This is a genomic window from Escherichia sp. MOD1-EC6021 (assembly GCF_002965245.1).
Classification (GTDB): Bacteria; Pseudomonadota; Gammaproteobacteria; order Enterobacterales; family Enterobacteriaceae; genus Escherichia; species Escherichia coli_F.
The window spans coordinates 207,055-224,643 of record NZ_PTRU01000005.1 but is presented as its reverse complement, the minus strand read 5'-3'; the positions used below and the strand labels follow the sequence as shown (position 1 = coordinate 224,643).

The 17,589-nt window shown below is 51.2% G+C and carries 17 protein-coding genes; 7 read left to right on the top strand and 10 right to left on the bottom strand.

The window, feature by feature from the left end; translation table 11 throughout:
- Positions 1-16 precede the first annotated feature (16 nt).
- From frr to rpsB, 4 genes are all read right to left on the bottom strand, one after another.
- Positions 17-574 (bottom strand): ribosome recycling factor, encoded by a 558-nt coding sequence (gene frr / locus BEB54_RS08535; RefSeq protein WP_000622418.1) that lies wholly within the window; start codon positions 572-574, stop codon positions 17-19.
- Between the two features lie 291 nt (positions 575-865).
- A complete protein-coding gene (gene pyrH, locus BEB54_RS08530) occupies positions 866-1,591 on the bottom strand; it encodes a UMP kinase (protein ID WP_000224573.1) in 726 nt (241 codons plus the stop codon).
- 146 nt (positions 1,592-1,737) lie between these two features.
- On the bottom strand, positions 1,738-2,589 hold the full coding sequence (gene tsf / locus BEB54_RS08525; protein WP_000818114.1) for a translation elongation factor Ts: 852 nt from the start codon (positions 2,587-2,589) through the stop codon (positions 1,738-1,740).
- Positions 2,590-2,846: 257 nt separating this feature from the next.
- Entirely contained in the window at positions 2,847-3,572 is a 726-nt protein-coding gene (rpsB, locus tag BEB54_RS08515) for a 30S ribosomal protein S2 (protein WP_000246882.1), read from the bottom strand.
- Positions 3,573-3,939: 367 nt separating this feature from the next.
- On the opposite strand from rpsB, the gene map reads away from it, so the two are divergent.
- The 4 genes from map (at position 3,940) to BEB54_RS08490 (ending at position 9,022) form a co-directional block, all read left to right on the top strand.
- A complete protein-coding gene (map, locus tag BEB54_RS08505) occupies positions 3,940-4,734 on the top strand; it encodes a type I methionyl aminopeptidase (protein ID WP_039021639.1) in 795 nt (264 codons plus the stop codon).
- 61 nt (positions 4,735-4,795) lie between these two features.
- Positions 4,796-7,468 carry a bifunctional uridylyltransferase/uridylyl-removing protein GlnD gene (gene glnD / locus BEB54_RS08500; protein WP_105277305.1) on the top strand — a complete coding sequence of 891 codons (2,673 nt, stop codon included), beginning with the start codon at positions 4,796-4,798 and terminating at the stop codon, positions 7,466-7,468.
- Positions 7,469-7,498: 30 nt separating this feature from the next.
- Complete coding sequence (dapD, locus tag BEB54_RS08495) at positions 7,499-8,323, top strand: 2,3,4,5-tetrahydropyridine-2,6-dicarboxylate N-succinyltransferase (protein WP_001186656.1); 825 nt, start codon at positions 7,499-7,501, stop codon at positions 8,321-8,323.
- A gap of 312 nt (positions 8,324-8,635) precedes the next feature.
- Positions 8,636-9,022 (top strand): DUF3461 family protein, encoded by a 387-nt coding sequence (locus BEB54_RS08490; RefSeq protein ID WP_000272188.1) that lies wholly within the window; start codon positions 8,636-8,638, stop codon positions 9,020-9,022.
- 53 nt (positions 9,023-9,075) lie between these two features.
- Here BEB54_RS08490 and cdaR read toward each other — a convergent pair whose 3' ends face one another.
- From cdaR to dgt, 3 genes are all read right to left on the bottom strand, one after another.
- Complete coding sequence (cdaR, locus tag BEB54_RS08485) at positions 9,076-10,233, bottom strand: DNA-binding transcriptional regulator CdaR (protein ID WP_000929430.1); 1,158 nt, start codon at positions 10,231-10,233, stop codon at positions 9,076-9,078.
- 154 nt (positions 10,234-10,387) lie between these two features.
- Entirely contained in the window at positions 10,388-11,812 is a 1,425-nt protein-coding gene (gene degP / locus BEB54_RS08480) for a serine endoprotease DegP (protein ID WP_000753942.1), read from the bottom strand.
- Between the two features lie 129 nt (positions 11,813-11,941).
- On the bottom strand, positions 11,942-13,459 hold the full coding sequence (gene dgt, locus BEB54_RS08470) for a dGTPase (RefSeq protein WP_105277304.1): 1,518 nt from the start codon (positions 13,457-13,459) through the stop codon (positions 11,942-11,944).
- Between the two features lie 83 nt (positions 13,460-13,542).
- Between dgt and mtnN the strand changes: the two genes are divergently transcribed.
- The 3 genes from mtnN to BEB54_RS08455 are packed head-to-tail and all read left to right on the top strand — an operon-like array spanning position 13,543 to position 15,695.
- On the top strand, positions 13,543-14,241 hold the full coding sequence (gene mtnN, locus BEB54_RS08465; protein WP_000689844.1) for a 5'-methylthioadenosine/S-adenosylhomocysteine nucleosidase: 699 nt from the start codon (positions 13,543-13,545) through the stop codon (positions 14,239-14,241).
- Positions 14,234-15,034, top strand: coding sequence for a vitamin B12 ABC transporter substrate-binding protein BtuF (gene btuF, locus BEB54_RS08460; protein ID WP_001306218.1), 801 nt, complete (start codon positions 14,234-14,236; stop codon positions 15,032-15,034). Before mtnN ends, btuF begins: the two co-directional genes overlap by 8 nt.
- A 37-nt stretch (positions 15,035-15,071) precedes the next feature.
- Positions 15,072-15,695, top strand: coding sequence for a TRIC cation channel family protein (locus BEB54_RS08455; RefSeq protein WP_000964221.1), 624 nt, complete (start codon positions 15,072-15,074; stop codon positions 15,693-15,695).
- Between the two features lie 46 nt (positions 15,696-15,741).
- Here the strand turns inward: BEB54_RS08455 and erpA are convergent, their stop codons facing one another.
- From erpA to clcA, 3 genes are read right to left on the bottom strand one after another with little or no spacing between them, the layout of a single operon-like run.
- On the bottom strand, positions 15,742-16,086 hold the full coding sequence (gene erpA / locus BEB54_RS08450) for an iron-sulfur cluster insertion protein ErpA (protein ID WP_001295564.1): 345 nt from the start codon (positions 16,084-16,086) through the stop codon (positions 15,742-15,744).
- Complete coding sequence (yadW, locus tag BEB54_RS28585) at positions 16,079-16,144, bottom strand: small protein YadW (protein WP_120795373.1); 66 nt, start codon at positions 16,142-16,144, stop codon at positions 16,079-16,081. The genes erpA and yadW overlap by 8 nt, the downstream gene beginning before the upstream one ends.
- Positions 16,145-16,167: 23 nt before the next feature.
- Entirely contained in the window at positions 16,168-17,589 is a 1,422-nt protein-coding gene (gene clcA, locus BEB54_RS08445; protein ID WP_088541428.1) for a H(+)/Cl(-) exchange transporter ClcA, read from the bottom strand.

Here is a 17,589-nt window from a genome sequence, read left to right as displayed (position 1 = left end):
TTTGTCGTTCAAGAAATCAGAACTGCATCAGTTCTGCTTCTTTGTCTGCCAGCGCCGCTTCAATTTTCTTGATTGCAGCATCAGTCAGTTTCTGTACATCGTCCTGAGAACGGCGATCGTCGTCTTCGCTGATCTCTTTATCTTTCAACAGTGCTTTCACTTTGTCGTTCGCGTCACGACGCACGTTACGTACTGCAACACGCGCTTGTTCTGCTTCACCACGAACAATTTTGGTCAGATCTTTACGACGTTCTTCCGTCAGCGGCGGCAGCGGAACACGGATGTCGCTACCCGCAGAGTTCGGGTTCAGGCCAAGATCGGACGCCATAATCGCTTTTTCAACGGCCGGAGACATTGAACGATCAAACACGTTGATTTTCAGAGTACGGGAATCTTCTACTGTTACGCTTGCCAGCTGACGCAGCGGCGTCGGCGTGCCGTAATATTCCACGACAATGCCATCCAGCAGGCTGGGAGAAGCACGACCCGTGCGTATTTTGCTGATTTGGGTTTTGAACGCTTCTACGCATTTATCCATGCGTACTTCAGCATCTTTTCTGATATCGCTAATCACGTTACGAATCCTTGAAAACTTGTCTCAGTCAGACCAGACAGTCACACACAGTGGAAGTGTGCTAAGTATAGCCCTGATTAAACATATTACGGGTAATCGTCTGGATTATTAGGCTATTTTATTTGCCATTTTGGCCCCGGGCAGTGCTCGCCATCCTCACGTACTTGTGTACGCTCCGGTTGCTGCGCGCTGGCCGTGACCAAACTGCCTGCAACAATAACGCCTTATAACCAGACTTACGCCCCCGCGATACTTACGCGGAATCTTACCCTTATTTATCCATCACGGGAATTATTCCGTGATTAAAGTCCCTTCTTTTTCACCCATTACCACACGGCGCAGCGCACCCGGTTTGTTCATGTTGAAAACACGAATCGGTAATTTATGGTCACGAGCCAGCGTGAAGGCCGCCAGGTCCATGACTTTCAGCTCTTTTTCCAGCACTTCGCTGTAAGTCAGTTGCTCGTACATCGTTGCGGTTGGATCTTTCGCCGGATCAGCTGTAAACACGCCGTCAACTTTAGTTGCTTTCAACACCACATCAGCTTCAATTTCGATACCACGCAGGCAAGCTGCAGAGTCGGTGGTAAAGAACGGGTTACCTGTACCGGCGGAGAGGATCACCACACGATTGTTGCGCAACAGGCTGATAGCTTCTGCCCAGCTGTAGCTGTCGCACACGCCATTCAATGGAATAGCGGACATCAGACGAGCGTTCACATAGGCGCGGTGCAGTGCATCACGCATTGCCAGGCCGTTCATTACGGTCGCCAGCATCCCCATGTGGTCGCCCACAACGCGGTTCATACCCGCTTTCGCCAGACCAGCGCCACGGAACAGGTTACCCCCACCAATCACCACACCAACCTGAATACCCAGTTCAACCAGTTCTTTGATTTCCTGAGCCATGCGATCCAGTATGCTTGCATCAATACCGAAGCCTTCCGTGCCCTGCAGAGCTTCGCCACTCAACTTAAGCAGAATGCGTTTATAGACGGGTTTTGCATTGGTAGCCATGTTTCTTTCCTGAGACTGTCAACGATTGAAATGAATTAATACCGGCGACATTGTACGTCGCTTTTCAGCGCAGCCCCATAAGGGTTAGCTGAATTTACAAGATGGGCGCAAAAAGAAGCCGCCCTCAGGCGGCTCCTTTTCGATAATTAAGACTGCTTGGACATCGCAGCAACTTCTGCTGCAAAGTCAGTCTCAACTTTCTCGATGCCTTCACCTACTTCGAAGCGGATGAAGCCAGTCACTTCAGCGTTATGCTCTTTCAGCAGCTGACCAACAGTTTTGCTTGGTTCCATAACGAACGGCTGACCGGTCAGAGAAACTTCGCCGGTGAATTTCTTCATGCGGCCTTCAACCATTTTCTCTGCGATTTCTTTCGGCTTACCAGACTGCATCGCGATATCCAGCTGAACCTGGTATTCTTTCTCTACCACTTCAGCGGAAACGTCTTCCGGTTTGATGAATTCTGGTTTGCTTGCAGCAACGTGCATAGCGATGTGTTTAACCAGCTCTTCGTCAGCGCCTTTAGCAGCAACCAGAACGCCGATACGCGCACCGTGCTGATAAGAACCCAGAACGTCGCCTTCCAGCGCAGCAACGCGGCGAATGTTGATGTTTTCACCGATTTTCGCTACCAGCGCAACACGTTCTTCTTCGAACTGTGCTTTCAGAACTTCAACGTCAGTGATTTTGCCAGCAACAGCTGCGTCCAGAACTTTGTCTGCGAACGCCTGGAAACCAGCGTCTTTTGCAACGAAGTCAGTCTGGCAGTTAACTTCCAGAATGATGCCGTAGTTGCCGTCGATTTTGGTTTTGATCACGCCGTCAGCAGCAACGTTGCCTGCTTTTTTCGCTGCTTTAATAGCACCGGACTTACGCATGTTTTCGATTGCCAGCTCGATGTCGCCGTTAGCTTCAGTCAGTGCTTTTTTGCAATCCATCATGCCTGCGCCAGTACGCTCACGCAGCTCTTTTACCAGGGATGCGGTAATTTCAGCCATTCTAAAATCCTCGGAGATGTGATCTGCCCGGCATTAAACCGCACAGATATAAAAGTGAAAAAGGGGGCCATATGCAGGCCCCCTAACCAAACGTGTACTACCTGGTCTATAAGGGCTCTCCCCCTTCATATTTCGCGCCGCAGATGCGTTGTCTTCGCTCGCTCATCCCGGTCACTTACCGATGTAAGCTCCCGGGAATTCTCGAGCTTGCCGCCTTTCTTCAACTCGAACTATTTTGGGGGAGTTATCAAGCCTTATTACTCAGCTTCTACGAAGCTTTCTTCCGCCTGGGAAGCCAGATCCTGAGAACGGCCTTCACGTACGGTTGCAGCAACAGCGCCCAGGTACAGGGTCACAGCACGGATTGCGTCGTCGTTACCCGGGATAACGAAGTCAACACCGTCCGGATCAGAGTTGGTATCAACGATAGCAAATACCGGAATACCCAGGTTGTTTGCTTCTTTGATAGCAATGTGTTCGTGGTCAGCATCGATTACAAACAGAGCGTCCGGCAGACCGCCCATGTCTTTGATACCGCCCAGGCTGTTTTCCAGTTTCTCCAGCTCACGAGTGCGCATCAGCGCTTCTTTCTTGGTCAGCTTGTCGAAAGTACCGTCCTGAGACTGAGTTTCCAGGTCTTTCAGACGTTTGATGGACTGACGAACGGTTTTCCAGTTAGTCAGCATACCGCCCAGCCAGCGATGGTTCACGAAGAACTGGTCGCAGCTCAGAGCAGCGTCTTTCACCGCTTCGCTTGCAGCGCGTTTAGTACCAACGAAAAGGATTTTACCTTTGCGAGAAGCAATCTTGTTCAGTTCAGCCAGAGCTTCGTTGAACATCGGTACAGTTTTCTCAAGGTTGATGATGTGAACTTTGTTACGCGCACCGAAGATGAACGGCTTCATTTTCGGGTTCCAGTAACGGGTCTGGTGACCGAAGTGAACACCAGCCTTGAGCATGTCGCGCATGGAAACAGTTGCCATGATTAAAACCTCTATATAAAAGTTGGGGTTATGCCTCCACGTATCCCATATTACCGACCCCAAAGGGCACCCCGGAATATGTGCCGATACGTGTGTGTTGTTACACAAAGTGAGATTGTCGCTTCCGTCCAGTCTGTGTATACGAAATGGATCGGAAGTCCGGCGCGCTTTATACCACAAATACGTCGTGGACACCAATAATTGTTGGCGCTGTGTACAGCATCAGACGATGAATTTTCTATTATAGAAAACGTTCAGTGGCACGTTTGGCGAAATTCAGAATGATTCTCAATTTGCCCGGGTGTGATACCATTGACGACACTTACATATATATTGTCGGTATCACCGACGCTGATGGACAGAATTAATGGCTATCTCAATCAAGACCCCAGAAGATATCGAAAAAATGCGCGTCGCTGGCCGACTGGCTGCCGAAGTGCTGGAAATGATCGAACCGTATGTTAAACCGGGCGTCAGCACCGGCGAGCTGGATCGCATCTGTAATGATTACATTGTTAATGAACAACACGCGGTTTCTGCCTGCCTCGGCTATCACGGCTATCCGAAATCCGTGTGTATCTCTATTAATGAAGTGGTATGCCACGGTATCCCGGACGACGCCAAGCTGCTGAAAGATGGCGATATCGTTAACATCGACGTCACTGTAATCAAAGATGGTTTCCACGGCGATACCTCAAAAATGTTTATCGTCGGTAAGCCAACCATCATGGGCGAACGTCTGTGCCGCATCACGCAAGAAAGCCTGTACCTGGCGCTGCGCATGGTAAAACCGGGCATTAATCTGCGCGAAATCGGTGCGGCGATTCAGAAATTTGTCGAAGCAGAAGGCTTCTCCGTCGTTCGTGAATATTGCGGACACGGTATTGGTCGCGGCTTCCACGAAGAACCGCAGGTGCTGCACTATGACTCCCGTGAAACCAACGTCGTGCTGAAACCGGGGATGACCTTCACCATCGAGCCAATGGTCAACGCGGGCAAAAAAGAGATCCGCACCATGAAAGATGGCTGGACGGTAAAAACCAAAGATCGCAGCTTGTCTGCACAATATGAGCATACTATTGTGGTGACCGATAACGGCTGCGAAATTCTGACGCTACGCAAGGATGACACCATCCCGGCGATAATCTCGCACGAAGAATAAGATGAAGCCGGCGAATGCCGGCTTTTTTAATGCGATAATTTAATCTTATGGGTGGCGCACAATGAATACCCTTCCAGAACAGTACGCAAACACCGCTCTCCCCACCCTGCCCGGTCAACCGCAAAATCCATGCGTCTGGCCCCGTGATGAATTAACTGTTTGTGGGATAAAAGCTCATATTGATACCTTCCAGCGTTGGCTGGGTGATGCCTTTGACAATGGGATCTCCGCAGAACAGTTGATTGAGGCACGCACCGAGTTTATCGACCAACTCCTGCAACGGTTATGGATTGAAGCGGGATTCAGCCAGATTGCCGACCTGGCATTGGTCGCCGTCGGTGGCTACGGTCGTGGCGAGCTGCATCCGCTTTCAGACGTCGATTTACTGATTTTAAGCCGCAAAAAACTCCCGGACGATCAGGCGCAAAAAGTGGGCGAGCTGTTAACGCTGCTCTGGGATGTGAAGCTGGAAGTCGGTCATAGCGTGCGCACGCTTGAGGAGTGCATGCTGGAAGGGTTATCGGATTTAACCGTCGCCACCAATTTAATCGAATCCCGCTTATTAATTGGCGATGTTGCGTTATTCCTCGAACTGCAAAAACATATTTTCAGCGAAGGATTCTGGCCTTCCGACAAATTCTACGCAGCGAAAGTTGAAGAACAGAACCAGCGCCATCAGCGTTACCACGGCACCAGCTACAACCTTGAGCCAGACATCAAAAGTAGCCCCGGCGGCTTGCGTGATATCCACACTCTGCAATGGGTGGCACGCCGTCATTTTGGCGCGACTTCACTGGATGAAATGGTAGGGTTTGGCTTCTTAACCTCAGCGGAGCGGGCGGAATTAAACGAATGTCTGCATATATTGTGGCGTATTCGCTTTGCCCTGCATCTGGTCGTCAGCCGTTACGATAATCGCCTGCTGTTTGATCGCCAGCTTAGCGTCGCCCAGCGTCTGAATTACAGTGGCGAAGGTAACGAACCCGTCGAGCGGATGATGAAGGATTACTTCCGCGTTACGCGCCGCGTCAGTGAACTCAACCAGATGCTGCTGCAACTGTTCGATGAAGCCATCCTCGCCCTGCCCGCCGACGAAAAACCACGTCCAATCGACGATGAGTTTCAGCTACGCGGTACGCTAATCGACCTGCGCGATGAAACACTGTTTATGCGCCAGCCGGAAGCCATCTTGCGTATGTTCTACACCATGGTGCGCAACAGTGCGATCACCGGCATTTACTCCACCACGCTGCGCCAGTTGCGCCACGCCCGTCGCCATCTGCAACAACCACTGTGCAATATTCCGGAAGCGCGAAAACTGTTTTTGAGCATTCTACGCCACCCCGGAGCGGTGCGACGCGGACTATTGCCAATGCATCGCCATAGCGTGCTCGGCGCGTATATGCCGCAATGGTCGCATATCGTCGGGCAGATGCAGTTTGACCTGTTCCACGCCTACACAGTGGATGAACATACTATCCGCGTGATGTTGAAACTGGAGAGTTTTGCCAGTGAAGAAACGCGACAGCGCCATCCGTTGTGTGTGGACGTCTGGCCGCGCCTGCCGTCAACTGAGCTGATTTTCATCGCCGCGCTGTTTCACGATATCGCCAAAGGACGCGGCGGCGACCACTCCATTCTCGGTGCTCAGGATGTAGTGCATTTTGCCGAACTCCACGGGCTGAACTCACGCGAAACACAGCTGGTGGCCTGGCTGGTTCGTCAGCACTTGCTGATGTCGGTGACAGCTCAGCGCCGCGATATTCAGGACCCGGAAGTCATCAAGCAGTTTGCCGAAGAAGTGCAAACAGAAAATCGTCTGCGTTATCTGGTATGCCTGACAGTGGCAGACATTTGCGCCACCAACGAAACACTGTGGAATAGCTGGAAGCAAAGTCTGTTGCGCGAACTCTATTTTGCCACCGAAAAGCAGCTACGACGCGGAATGCAAAACACGCCGGATATGCGCGAACGGGTTCGCCATCACCAACTCCAGGCGCTGGCACTACTGCGCATGGATAACATCGACGAAGAGGCGCTGCACCAAATTTGGTCACGCTGTCGCGCTAACTATTTTGTCCGTCATAGCCCAAATCAACTGGCCTGGCACGCACGCCATTTATTACAGCATGATTTAAGCAAACCGCTGGTACTGCTTAGCCCGCAGGCTACGCGTGGAGGCACCGAGATTTTTATCTGGAGCCCGGACCGCCCCTATCTGTTTGCCGCCGTCTGTGCCGAATTAGACCGCCGCAATTTAAGTGTCCACGACGCACAAATTTTCACCACTCGTGACGGTATGGCGATGGATACCTTTATAGTGCTGGAACCCGATGGCAGCCCGCTGTCCGCCGATCGTCATGAGGTTATTCGGTTTGGTCTGGAGCAAGTACTGACACAAAGTAGCTGGCAGCCACCGCAGCCGCGTCGCCAGCCTGCCAAATTGCGCCATTTTACTGTTGAAACCGAAGTGACGTTTTTGCCGACCCATACCGACCGCAAATCGTTCCTCGAACTGATCGCCCTCGACCAACCTGGACTGCTGGCAAGAGTCGGGAAAATTTTTGCCGATCTGGGAATTTCGCTTCATGGTGCCCGAATTACAACCATTGGCGAGCGAGTAGAAGATTTATTCATAATTGCCACCGCTGACCGGCGTGCGCTTAATAACGAGTTGCAGCAGGAAGTGCATCAGCGGTTGACAGAGGCCCTCAATCCAAACGATAAAGGGTGATGTGTTTACTGATATGAAAAGAGTTTAACAATGCAGCAGTTACAGAACATTATTGAAACCGCTTTTGAACGCCGTGCCGAGATCACGCCAGCCAATGCAGACACCGTTACCCGCGAAGCGGTAAATCAGGTGATCGCCCTGCTGGATTCCGGCGCACTGCGTGTAGCGGAAAAAATTGACGGTCAGTGGGTGACGCATCAGTGGTTGAAAAAAGCGGTGCTGCTCTCTTTCCGTATTAATGATAATCAGGTGATCGAAGGGGCAGAAAGCCGCTACTTCGACAAAGTGCCGATGAAATTCGCTAACTACGATGAAGCACGTTTCCAGAAAGAAGGCTTCCGCGTCGTGCCACCAGCGGCAGTGCGTCAGGGCGCGTTCATTGCCCGTAACACCGTGCTGATGCCGTCTTACGTCAACATCGGCGCATATGTTGATGAAGGCACCATGGTTGATACCTGGGCGACCGTCGGTTCCTGTGCGCAGATTGGTAAAAACGTCCACCTTTCCGGTGGCGTGGGTATCGGCGGCGTGCTGGAGCCGCTGCAGGCTAACCCGACCATTATTGAAGATAACTGCTTCATCGGCGCACGCTCTGAAGTGGTTGAAGGGGTGATTGTCGAAGAAGGTTCCGTCATCTCTATGGGCGTATACATTGGTCAGAGCACCCGTATTTACGACCGTGAAACCGGCGAAATCCACTACGGTCGCGTTCCGGCGGGGTCTGTGGTTGTGTCAGGTAATCTGCCGTCGAAAGATGGCAAATACAGCCTCTACTGTGCGGTTATCGTTAAGAAAGTTGACGCGAAAACTCGCGGCAAAGTTGGTATTAACGAACTGCTGCGTACCATTGACTAAAAGTATGTACACGGGCAGCACGACGCTGCCCGATTGCTTTCTGGTTCAGAATAATTCGTCCTACTCATTCTTCTTCCCCTTTTTTAAATACTTTTTCATCTTGTTTCGGACTGTCATGTAATTCGCAAAACAAAGATAAATGTGCTAATCCATCCCATGGAATATCGCCAGAATAAAGCAGGTAATTTTTTGATTTTTACGCCATGATAGAAGTCTGGAAGAAAAAGGCTTTCTGCGATCACAGTCGAGCCGGGCGGGCCAGGCCAAATGCTAAAATAAGCACAATTTACTGACTCATTTTGAGGTAACGCTATGTACGACAATCTGAAAAGTCTGGGTATTACCAATCCTGAAGAAATTGATCGTTACAGCCTCCGGCAGGAAGCCAACAACGATATTCTGAAAATCTATTTCCAGAAAGACAAAGGCGAGTTTTTCGCCAAGAGCGTGAAATTTAAATATCCACGTCAGCGCAAAACGGTCGTCGCTGATGGTGTGGGTCAAGGTTATAAAGAAGTACAGGAAATCAGCCCGAACCTGCGGTATATCATTGATGAACTTGATCAAATCTGCCAGCGTGACCGCAGCGAGGTCGATCTTAAGCGTAAGATCCTCGACGATTTACGTCACCTGGAATCAGTCGTCACTAACAAAATCAGCGAGATTGAAGCCGATCTGGAAAAACTGACGCGTAAATAATGTCATTCTGTGGGCCGGGTAAAGTCTCACCCGGCTGTAATTTTGTAATCGACCTACCGCTCTTCATCTAGTTGCAGCGCCACATACAGCAGCAACCTGTCATCAAAATTGCCCAAATCAAGCCCGGTCAGTTCCGATATACGATTAAGCCGATACTCAAGAGTATTACGATGAATAAACAACGCCTTTGACGTTGCCAGCGGTTGCACATTGTGGCGAAACCACGCCGCCAGCGTTCGCCGCAGCAAGCCGTTATTGTCCATCGCTTTCAGCCGCGCCAGCGGTCGCGCCAGTTCGTTGGCCTGCCAGTCGCCACGCAAACTGTCTAGCAACACAGGCAACATCAAATCCTGATAAAAATAGCAGCGACTTTCGGGCATCCGCTGTTTACCCACCACCATCGTCGTTTTCGCCGTACGATAAGAGCGGGCAATACTGCCTGGTCCGGTAAAATAGTTACCCAGCGAAACGCGAAAACGTAGCTGACCATACTCTTTCATGCGGGCAATCAGTTGTTCAACTCGCTTACGATGATCTTCTGCATCCCAGCGCCCAAACGAATTCAACGCCGGTTTCAACACCACCATTTCGGTCAGTGAAACAATCGCCACCAGATTATTACGCTCGGGCGTAGTCAGCGCGTTTTGCAGTTGCTGTAACTCCGCCATTGCGCTATCCACGCCAAGTTGACCGCTATCGACCTCAACAATAGCCACCACTCGCGGTTGATTGAGATCGATCCCCAACCGTTGCGCCCATTCAGTGAGTGCGGGAGTATTCTCCTCCGCCTGAATCAGGTTCATCACCAACTCTTCCCGCAAACGGCTATCCTGCGCCAACAGATGCATCAACCGCGACTGTTCCAGCATCATTTCAGCCGTCATGCAGACCAGTTCGCCATATTTACGCAGATTCTCTGGTTCACCAGTCAGGCCGATTACGCCGACAATTTCACCTTCCAGCCGTAATGGTAGATTAATCCCCTGCCGCACACCGTGCAGATGACGTGCCACCGCGTCATCGATATCGACGACTCGTCCCTGTGAAAGTACCAGCAATGCACCTTCGTGCAATTCACCAATACGCTCACGATCGCCGCTGCCGATAATACGCCCGCGGGCATCCATTACGTTAATATTGGTATCAATGATGCGCATGGTGCGCGCCACGATATCCTGCGCCATTTTGGTATCAAGATGCCAGCCAGCCATAAGTCCTCCGTTATGCACGGCTTAGCATAAGGAAGTACGTAACGTACGGCATTGTGCAAATGCCCAAAGGATGAGGAAGATGTATGGAGTTGTGGTGAAGTTCACAGATTGTAAGGAGAACCCCTTCCCGTTTTCAGGAAGGGGTTGAGGAAGATTACTGCATTAACAGATAGATGGTGCTGTCGCCGCGCTGAATATTCAGTGCCAGCACAGACGGTTTGCTGTCGAGAACTTTACGCAGTTCAGCGATGTTTTTCACTGCCTGCTGGTTCGCACCAATAATCACATCACCTTTCTTCAGGCCGATCTGCGCAGCTGGAGTGCCCGTTTTCACGTTGTTCACCACCACGCCCTGATCTTTGCCTTTGTTGCTCATCTCAGCGCCTTCAATGCCGTTGAAGATGGTGCTGGAATCAACCTGATTCTGGCTGCTCTGCTGCAGTTCCAGGTTCACGTTAACCTGCTTCCCGTCGCGCAGTAAGCCCAGGGTCAGTTTGCTGCCTACCGGCATAGTGCCCACCTGAGCACGCAGTGCGGCAAAGCTGCTGATTGGCTTACCGTTCAGTGAGGTGATCACATCACCCGCTTTAATGCCTGCTTTCGCGGCAGAAGAGTTCGGCAGAACCTGGCTTACGAAAGCACCGCGCTGGGCGTCAACTTTCATCGCTTTCGCCAGATCGGAGTTCAGCTCAGTCCCCATAATACCCAGCTCACCGCGTTTCACCTGGCCGTATTCCACCATCTGCGAGGTCAGGTTTTTCACCATGTTGCTCGGGATAGCAAAACCGATACCGATGTTGCCGCCGTCCGGTGCGAGGATCGCGGTGTTGATACCGATCAGTTCGCCGTTCAGGTTAACCAGCGCACCACCGGAGTTACCACGGTTGATCGCAGCATCGGTCTGGATGAAGTTTTCATAGTTTTCGGCATTCAGACCGCTACGCCCCAGCGCAGAGACAATCCCGGAAGTTACCGTCTCGCCCAGACCAAACGGGTTACCAATTGCTACGGTGTAATCACCCACGCGCAGTGCATCAGAATCCGCCATCTTAATTGCGGTCAGATTTTTCGGGTTCTGGATCTGGATCAGCGCGATATCAGAGCGCGGATCTTTGCCAACCATCTTCGCGTCGAACTTACGACCATCGCTCAGCTGGACTTTAATCACCGTCGCGTTATCAACAACGTGGTTGTTGGTGACGACATAGCCTTTATCGGCATCAATGATGACGCCGGAACCCAGCGCCATGAATTTCTGTTGCTGGCCGCCGCCATTACCGCCCTGGCCCCCCTGGCAGAACGGAGAGCTCTGGAACGGAGAACCTTCCTGGCAGAACGGAGAATCATCACCGAAGAACTGCTGGAAATTACGCGGCATACGCGGCGTATTAACGGTTGTGCTACCTTCTACGTTAATGCTGACCACTGAAGGCATCACCTTTTCGAGCATCGGTGCAAGGCTTGGCATCTGCTGGGCTGTCGTTGCTGAAGAAGTCTCAGCCGCCGTTGCAGAGAGCGGAGATAACGCCAAACCTAAACTCAGAGCCAGTGCACTCAGTGCTAATGTGGTTTTTTTCATGTATTTCAGTCTCGATTAACAGATAACGCAAAATTGCTGTGTTCTTCAGATTCGTTTTATAGCGCGAAGTTCCGAACTAAAGTTTCTGCAAAAGGTAAAAATTTATTGTTCGTCTTTACAAAAGCCTGGTTATTGTTCTACGGCCATCAGACGTCGGTATTCATCCCAGGCATAGAGGTCGGTCATACCGCTGATATAATCCTGCAGCAGGCGGCAACGGTAATAATATTCCCATAGCGGAAACTCAGGAGAATCTGACGGTAATTTACTGACAGCCTCGACATAGGCCAGCCGATGGCGCGTCGAGAGTTTGTGGAATAAGCGCGATTCAATAGGGAAACGTTTCACCCGTTCTTTTTCTACCAGTTCAGTAAAGTCTGATAACGACAGGCTTAATAAAGGGCGATAAATCTCTAATAATCCGCTAATGACCCGATAGCCCTGCAATTCAAGCTGCTCGACATCTGGATGGCTAAACACATGTTTTACAGCGACATTTTTATATAGCTTTAGAAGATCGCTGCATTCGCTGGCATCTTCCAATAATGCATGATTAAACGTTCCGGCGAAAATCGCAGGCAGATTATCAATAAATCGTTGTGCCGCGTAGGGTACCAGTTTATTTAGGGTGTTTACCCGTAAATACATAAAAAACTGATCTTCCGTACTGCGGCTTAAACTATTTGAGCGTGATTTTTCCCAGGCATTTTCAACCACCAGCGAAAAGAGCGAACCTTTCTCATGCTGGCCCCACGCTTCGTGCAAATGATGATAAAGCTGCTCAACGGTAAATATTCTTTTCTCTACCGCATCTTCAAGATCTGCCACACAATAGGAGATGTCGTCGGCAGCTTCCATAATCCACGTTAATGGAAAACGACTGTAAAGCGCCAATTTAAGTTCTTTACGCAACCGGGCAATATAGGCTTCTTCAGAAAGATAATAGCCTGGTTTTTTCATTAAATAGTGATGCGTCTCAGGCGTTTCGCCACGCCACCACGCCGGACGGGTATATTTTAAAATACCGCCAACCTGTGCCCAGGTGAGATTCATCCGCATCAATGTATGCACCAGACGAATACCTTGTGCATTCCCCTCAAAATGACATAAGTCCTGACGTATTTTGCGCCGCAGCTCGTTAAGCGGTTCTTCCCCGTCCCGTAAACGTAGTGCTGCCACGCTGCAGCGATCGTCAGTCAGAGGCTGGCTTTCGGCATCTTCCGGTTGCAAACGCTGGCGAAACCAGTCATTTATCGCCGCTTCGCCAAAATGACCAAACGGCGGATTGCCGATATCGTGCATCAGGCATGACATCTCAACAATGCTTTCAAAAGGGCCGGTCAGTTCATCCAGGCCGTATGCTTCCAGCAATTTAAGCTCTTTCAGACGGCTTAAAATTTCTTTGGCGATGTAGCGCCCCACCTGCTGGACTTCCATCGAGTGGGTAAGACGCGTGCGCACGGCGGCATTGCGCTCCAGTGGAAAAACCTGGGTCTTTTGTTGCAGACGACGAATTGCCGGAGAGTTGATGATACGCCCGCGATCGCTCTCGAAGATTCGCAGGATCTCATGTTCGGTTTTAACGCCCTGCGGTGAACGGTAACGACGATGCCAGTTTATTTTTTTTCGGAAATCAATCTGTGCCATGTCCTCTCCCGCGTGAGAAATACGCTTCCCCGTAAGCGCATGGTAAACTATGCCTTCAAATCGGGCTTATCGCGAGTAAATCTATGAAAATCGGCATCATTGGTGCAATGGAAGAAGAAGTTACGCTGCTGCGTGACAAAATCGAAAACCGTCAAACTATCAGTCTGGGCGGTTGCGAAATCTATACCGGCCAACTGAATGGAACCGAGGTTGCGCTTCTGAAATCGGGCATCGGTAAAGTCGCTGCGGCGCTGGGTGCCACTCTGCTGTTGGAACACTGCAAGCCAGATGTGATTATTAACACCGGTTCTGCCGGTGGCCTGGCGCCAACGCTGAAAGTGGGCGATATCGTTGTCTCGGACGAAGCACGTTATCACGACGCGGATGTCACGGCATTTGGTTACGAATACGGTCAGTTACCTGGCTGCCCGGCTGGCTTCAAAGCTGACGATAAACTGATCGCTGCCGCTGAGGCCTGCATTGCCGAACTGAATCTTAACGCTGTACGTGGCCTGATTGTCAGCGGCGACGCTTTCATCAACGGTTCTGTTGGCCTGGCGAAAATCCGCCACAACTTCCCGCAGGCCATTGCTGTAGAGATGGAAGCGACGGCAATCGCTCATGTCTGCCACAATTTTAACGTCCCGTTTGTCGTAGTACGCGCCATCTCCGACGTGGCCGATCAACAGTCTCATCTTAGCTTCGATGAGTTCCTGGCTGTTGCTGCTAAACAGTCCAGCCTGATGGTTGAGTCACTGGTGCAGAAACTGGCACATGGCTAAGTCACTGTTCAGGGCGCTGGTCGCCCTGTCTTTTCTCGCCCCTCTGTGGCTCAACGCCGCACCGCGCGTCATCACGCTTTCTCCCGCCAACACTGAACTCGCTTTTGCCGCCGGGATCACGCCGGTTGGGGTCAGCAGCTATTCCGACTATCCTCCACAAGCGCAAAAGATTGAGCAGGTTTCAACCTGGCAGGGGATGAATCTCGAACGCATTGTGGCCCTTAAACCCGATCTGGTGATTGCCTGGCGTGGAGGTAATGCCGAGCGGCAGGTTGACCAGTTAGCTTCGCTGGGAATAAAAGTGATGTGGGTCGATGCGACAAGCATTGAACAAATTGCCAATGCGTTACGTCAACTGGCCCCCTGGAGCCCACAACCGGACAAGGCTGAACAAGCCGCGCAATCCCTGCTGGACCAGTACGCACAATTGAAAGCGCAATATGCTGATAAACCTAAAAAACGTGTTTTTCTGCAATTCGGCATTAATCCGCCATTTACCAGTGGAAAAGAGTCGATTCAAAACCAGGTACTCGAAGTTTGTGGCGGAGAAAACATCTTTAAAGACAGCCGGGTTCCCTGGCCGCAAGTTAGCCGCGAACAGGTGTTAGCACGCGCGCCACAGGCGATTGTCATTACAGGTGGACCGGACCAAATTCCTAAAATCAAACAATACTGGGGTGAACAGCTCAAAATTCCCGTTATTCCTCTCACGAGTGACTGGTTTGAACGTGCAAGCCCACGTATTATCCTCGCTGCACAACAGCTCTGTAATGCGCTTTCACAGGTAGATTAGCGCCTGACCTTTTCAGGTGCTCAGTGGGGATTGAACAATGCTCGTCTATTGGCTGGATATAGTCGGCACAGCGGTATTTGCCATCTCCGGCGTTTTGTTAGCCGGAAAATTGCGTATGGACCCTTTTGGTGTTCTGGTACTGGGCGTGGTTACCGCAGTAGGCGGCGGGACAATTCGCGACATGGCGCTGGATCACGGCCCGGTCTTTTGGGTGAAAGATCCCACCGATCTGGTTGTTGCAATGGTGACCAGCATGCTGACGATCGTGCTGGTGCGCCAGCCAAGACGCTTACCGAAATGGATGTTGCCGGTGCTGGATGCCGTTGGTCTGGCGGTGTTTGTCGGCATTGGCGTGAATAAAGCCTTTAATGCGGAAGCCGGTCCGTTAATCGCGGTTTGTATGGGCGTCATTACTGGCGTTGGCGGCGGGATCATTCGTGATGTACTGGCCCGCGAAATCCCCATGATTTTACGCACAGAAATCTACGCAACGGCCTGTATTATCGGCGGTATTGTCCACGCTACGGCTTATTACACATTTTCCGTACCACTGGAAACAGCCAGTATGATGGGCATGGTCGTGACGCTATTGATTCGGCTGGCGGCTATTCGTTGGCATCTTAAGCTACCGACGTTTGCGCTGGATGAGAATGGGCGTTGAAGAGAGAAGATGTGCCGGATAGTTTATCCGGCACATGAACAACAGATTAGATGCTGAAGGAAGAACCGCAACCGCAGGTGCTTTTCGCGTTCGGGTTGGTCACGATGAAACGAGAACCTTCCAGACCTTCGGTATAGTCAACGGAACCGCCGACCAGATATTGCAGGCTCATCGGGTCAACCACCAGGCCAACGCCCTGTTTTTCGATGGTCATATCGCCTTCGTTCACCTGATCATCAAAGGTGAAACCATACTGGAAGCCGCTGCAACCGCCACCGGTGATATACACGCGTAATTTCAGATTCGGGTTATCTTCGTCAGCGATCAGGCTTTTAACTTTGTTGGCTGCTGCGTCGGTAAACTCCAGCGGCAGTGCTACGTCATCACTCATATTTTGCTCCAAACGACATCGGCAATTGGGCAAATTCTAACCCAATAATAATCGCCATTATCTAATACCCTGGTATTTCGTTCAAGTATTCTCGCTGGCTGATGCGGCCTTGCTTCGCGCCAGTTGCTCAGCTTCCTGTTTCGCCAGCGTGCGTGCAAGAATCGCCGAGTATAGCGGTTTCCCACCGGTAAATTGTGCTAATAGTGTTGCGCCAAGACCGGTAATAATCATTGGCAAAATGAGCTGATAGTTATCGGTCATCTCCAGAACCAGAATGATCCCCGTTAACGGCGCGCGAATAGAAGCCGCCAGTAACGCCCCCATTCCGGCAATAGCAAACGTCCCCGCCTCAAGGTGATATTGCGGAAACAGCTCAACGGCAACCATTCCGAAAGCGGTACCCAGCACAGTACCCAGCGCCAGCATAGGGGCAAAAATACCGCCCGGCGCACCGGAAGAGAAGCAAAGTAAGGTAGTAATGACTCGCGCGACGAAGATAAACACCAGCATTCCCATGCTGAAGTTCCCCGCCGTGGCGATAGGAATCAGGTTAAAACCGCCGCCCGAAGTTGCTGGTGCCACAAACCCCAGCAATCCACACAGACCGCCAATCGCACCGCCCATTATCACCCATTTAGTAATATTGCCGCCGTGCACACGGTGCAGTAAATCCTGCATCCCCAACACCCATTTATTAAAAATGGGGCCGAAAATGCCAAAAATAATACCGAGGATCAGATAAAGCCATAGCGTATTAAGCGGCGCGTCAGAAAGTTTACCGACGTCAATCAGCGCAACTTCATGATTAAAAATCCGGTACATAATGGTCGACATAATGACGCCAATAAATACCGCTTTAATCGAAATTAATGTATAGCGAAACTGCGGACGCATCTCTTCGATAATAAACAAAATACCCGCCAGCGGCGCATTAAAGGCCGCAGCCAGACCCGCTGCTGCACCGGTTGCCAGCAGCGTATGGCGCGCTTCATCACCTTTCAGGCGGAATATATCAAGCACCATCCGACCGATATTACCGCCGATCTGCACGGTTGGCCCTTCACGCCCCAACACCATGCCGCCGCCGAGTGTCCCAAGCCCGCCAAAGAATTTCACCGGCAATACACGCCACCAGCGAACGGGACGTTGATCTTCCAACGCCCCTTCAATTTCCGGGATCCCCGAGCCACCGGCTTCCGGCGCGTATTTGCGCACCAAAAAGTAGCCGAACATCGCCAGCACTGCCGAACAGAGAAAAGCGACGGTTAACAGTAGCGGATAATTATCGGCCGTATGGACCAGCGCCCCCATGCGTTGGTTCTGTAACCAGGCGACGCCTTTGTCAAAAGCAACCGCTGCCAGCCCGACAAGCGTGCCGACGACGGCAGCCATAAACAAAATAGCTAACGGGGTTTTATCGCGCTCAAGAAGTTGGCGAATCAGTTGTCTGCGTCGCAGGCGCGCAGCCTGTGGTGTTTCTAAAGAGGGAGTATCAGTTTTCAT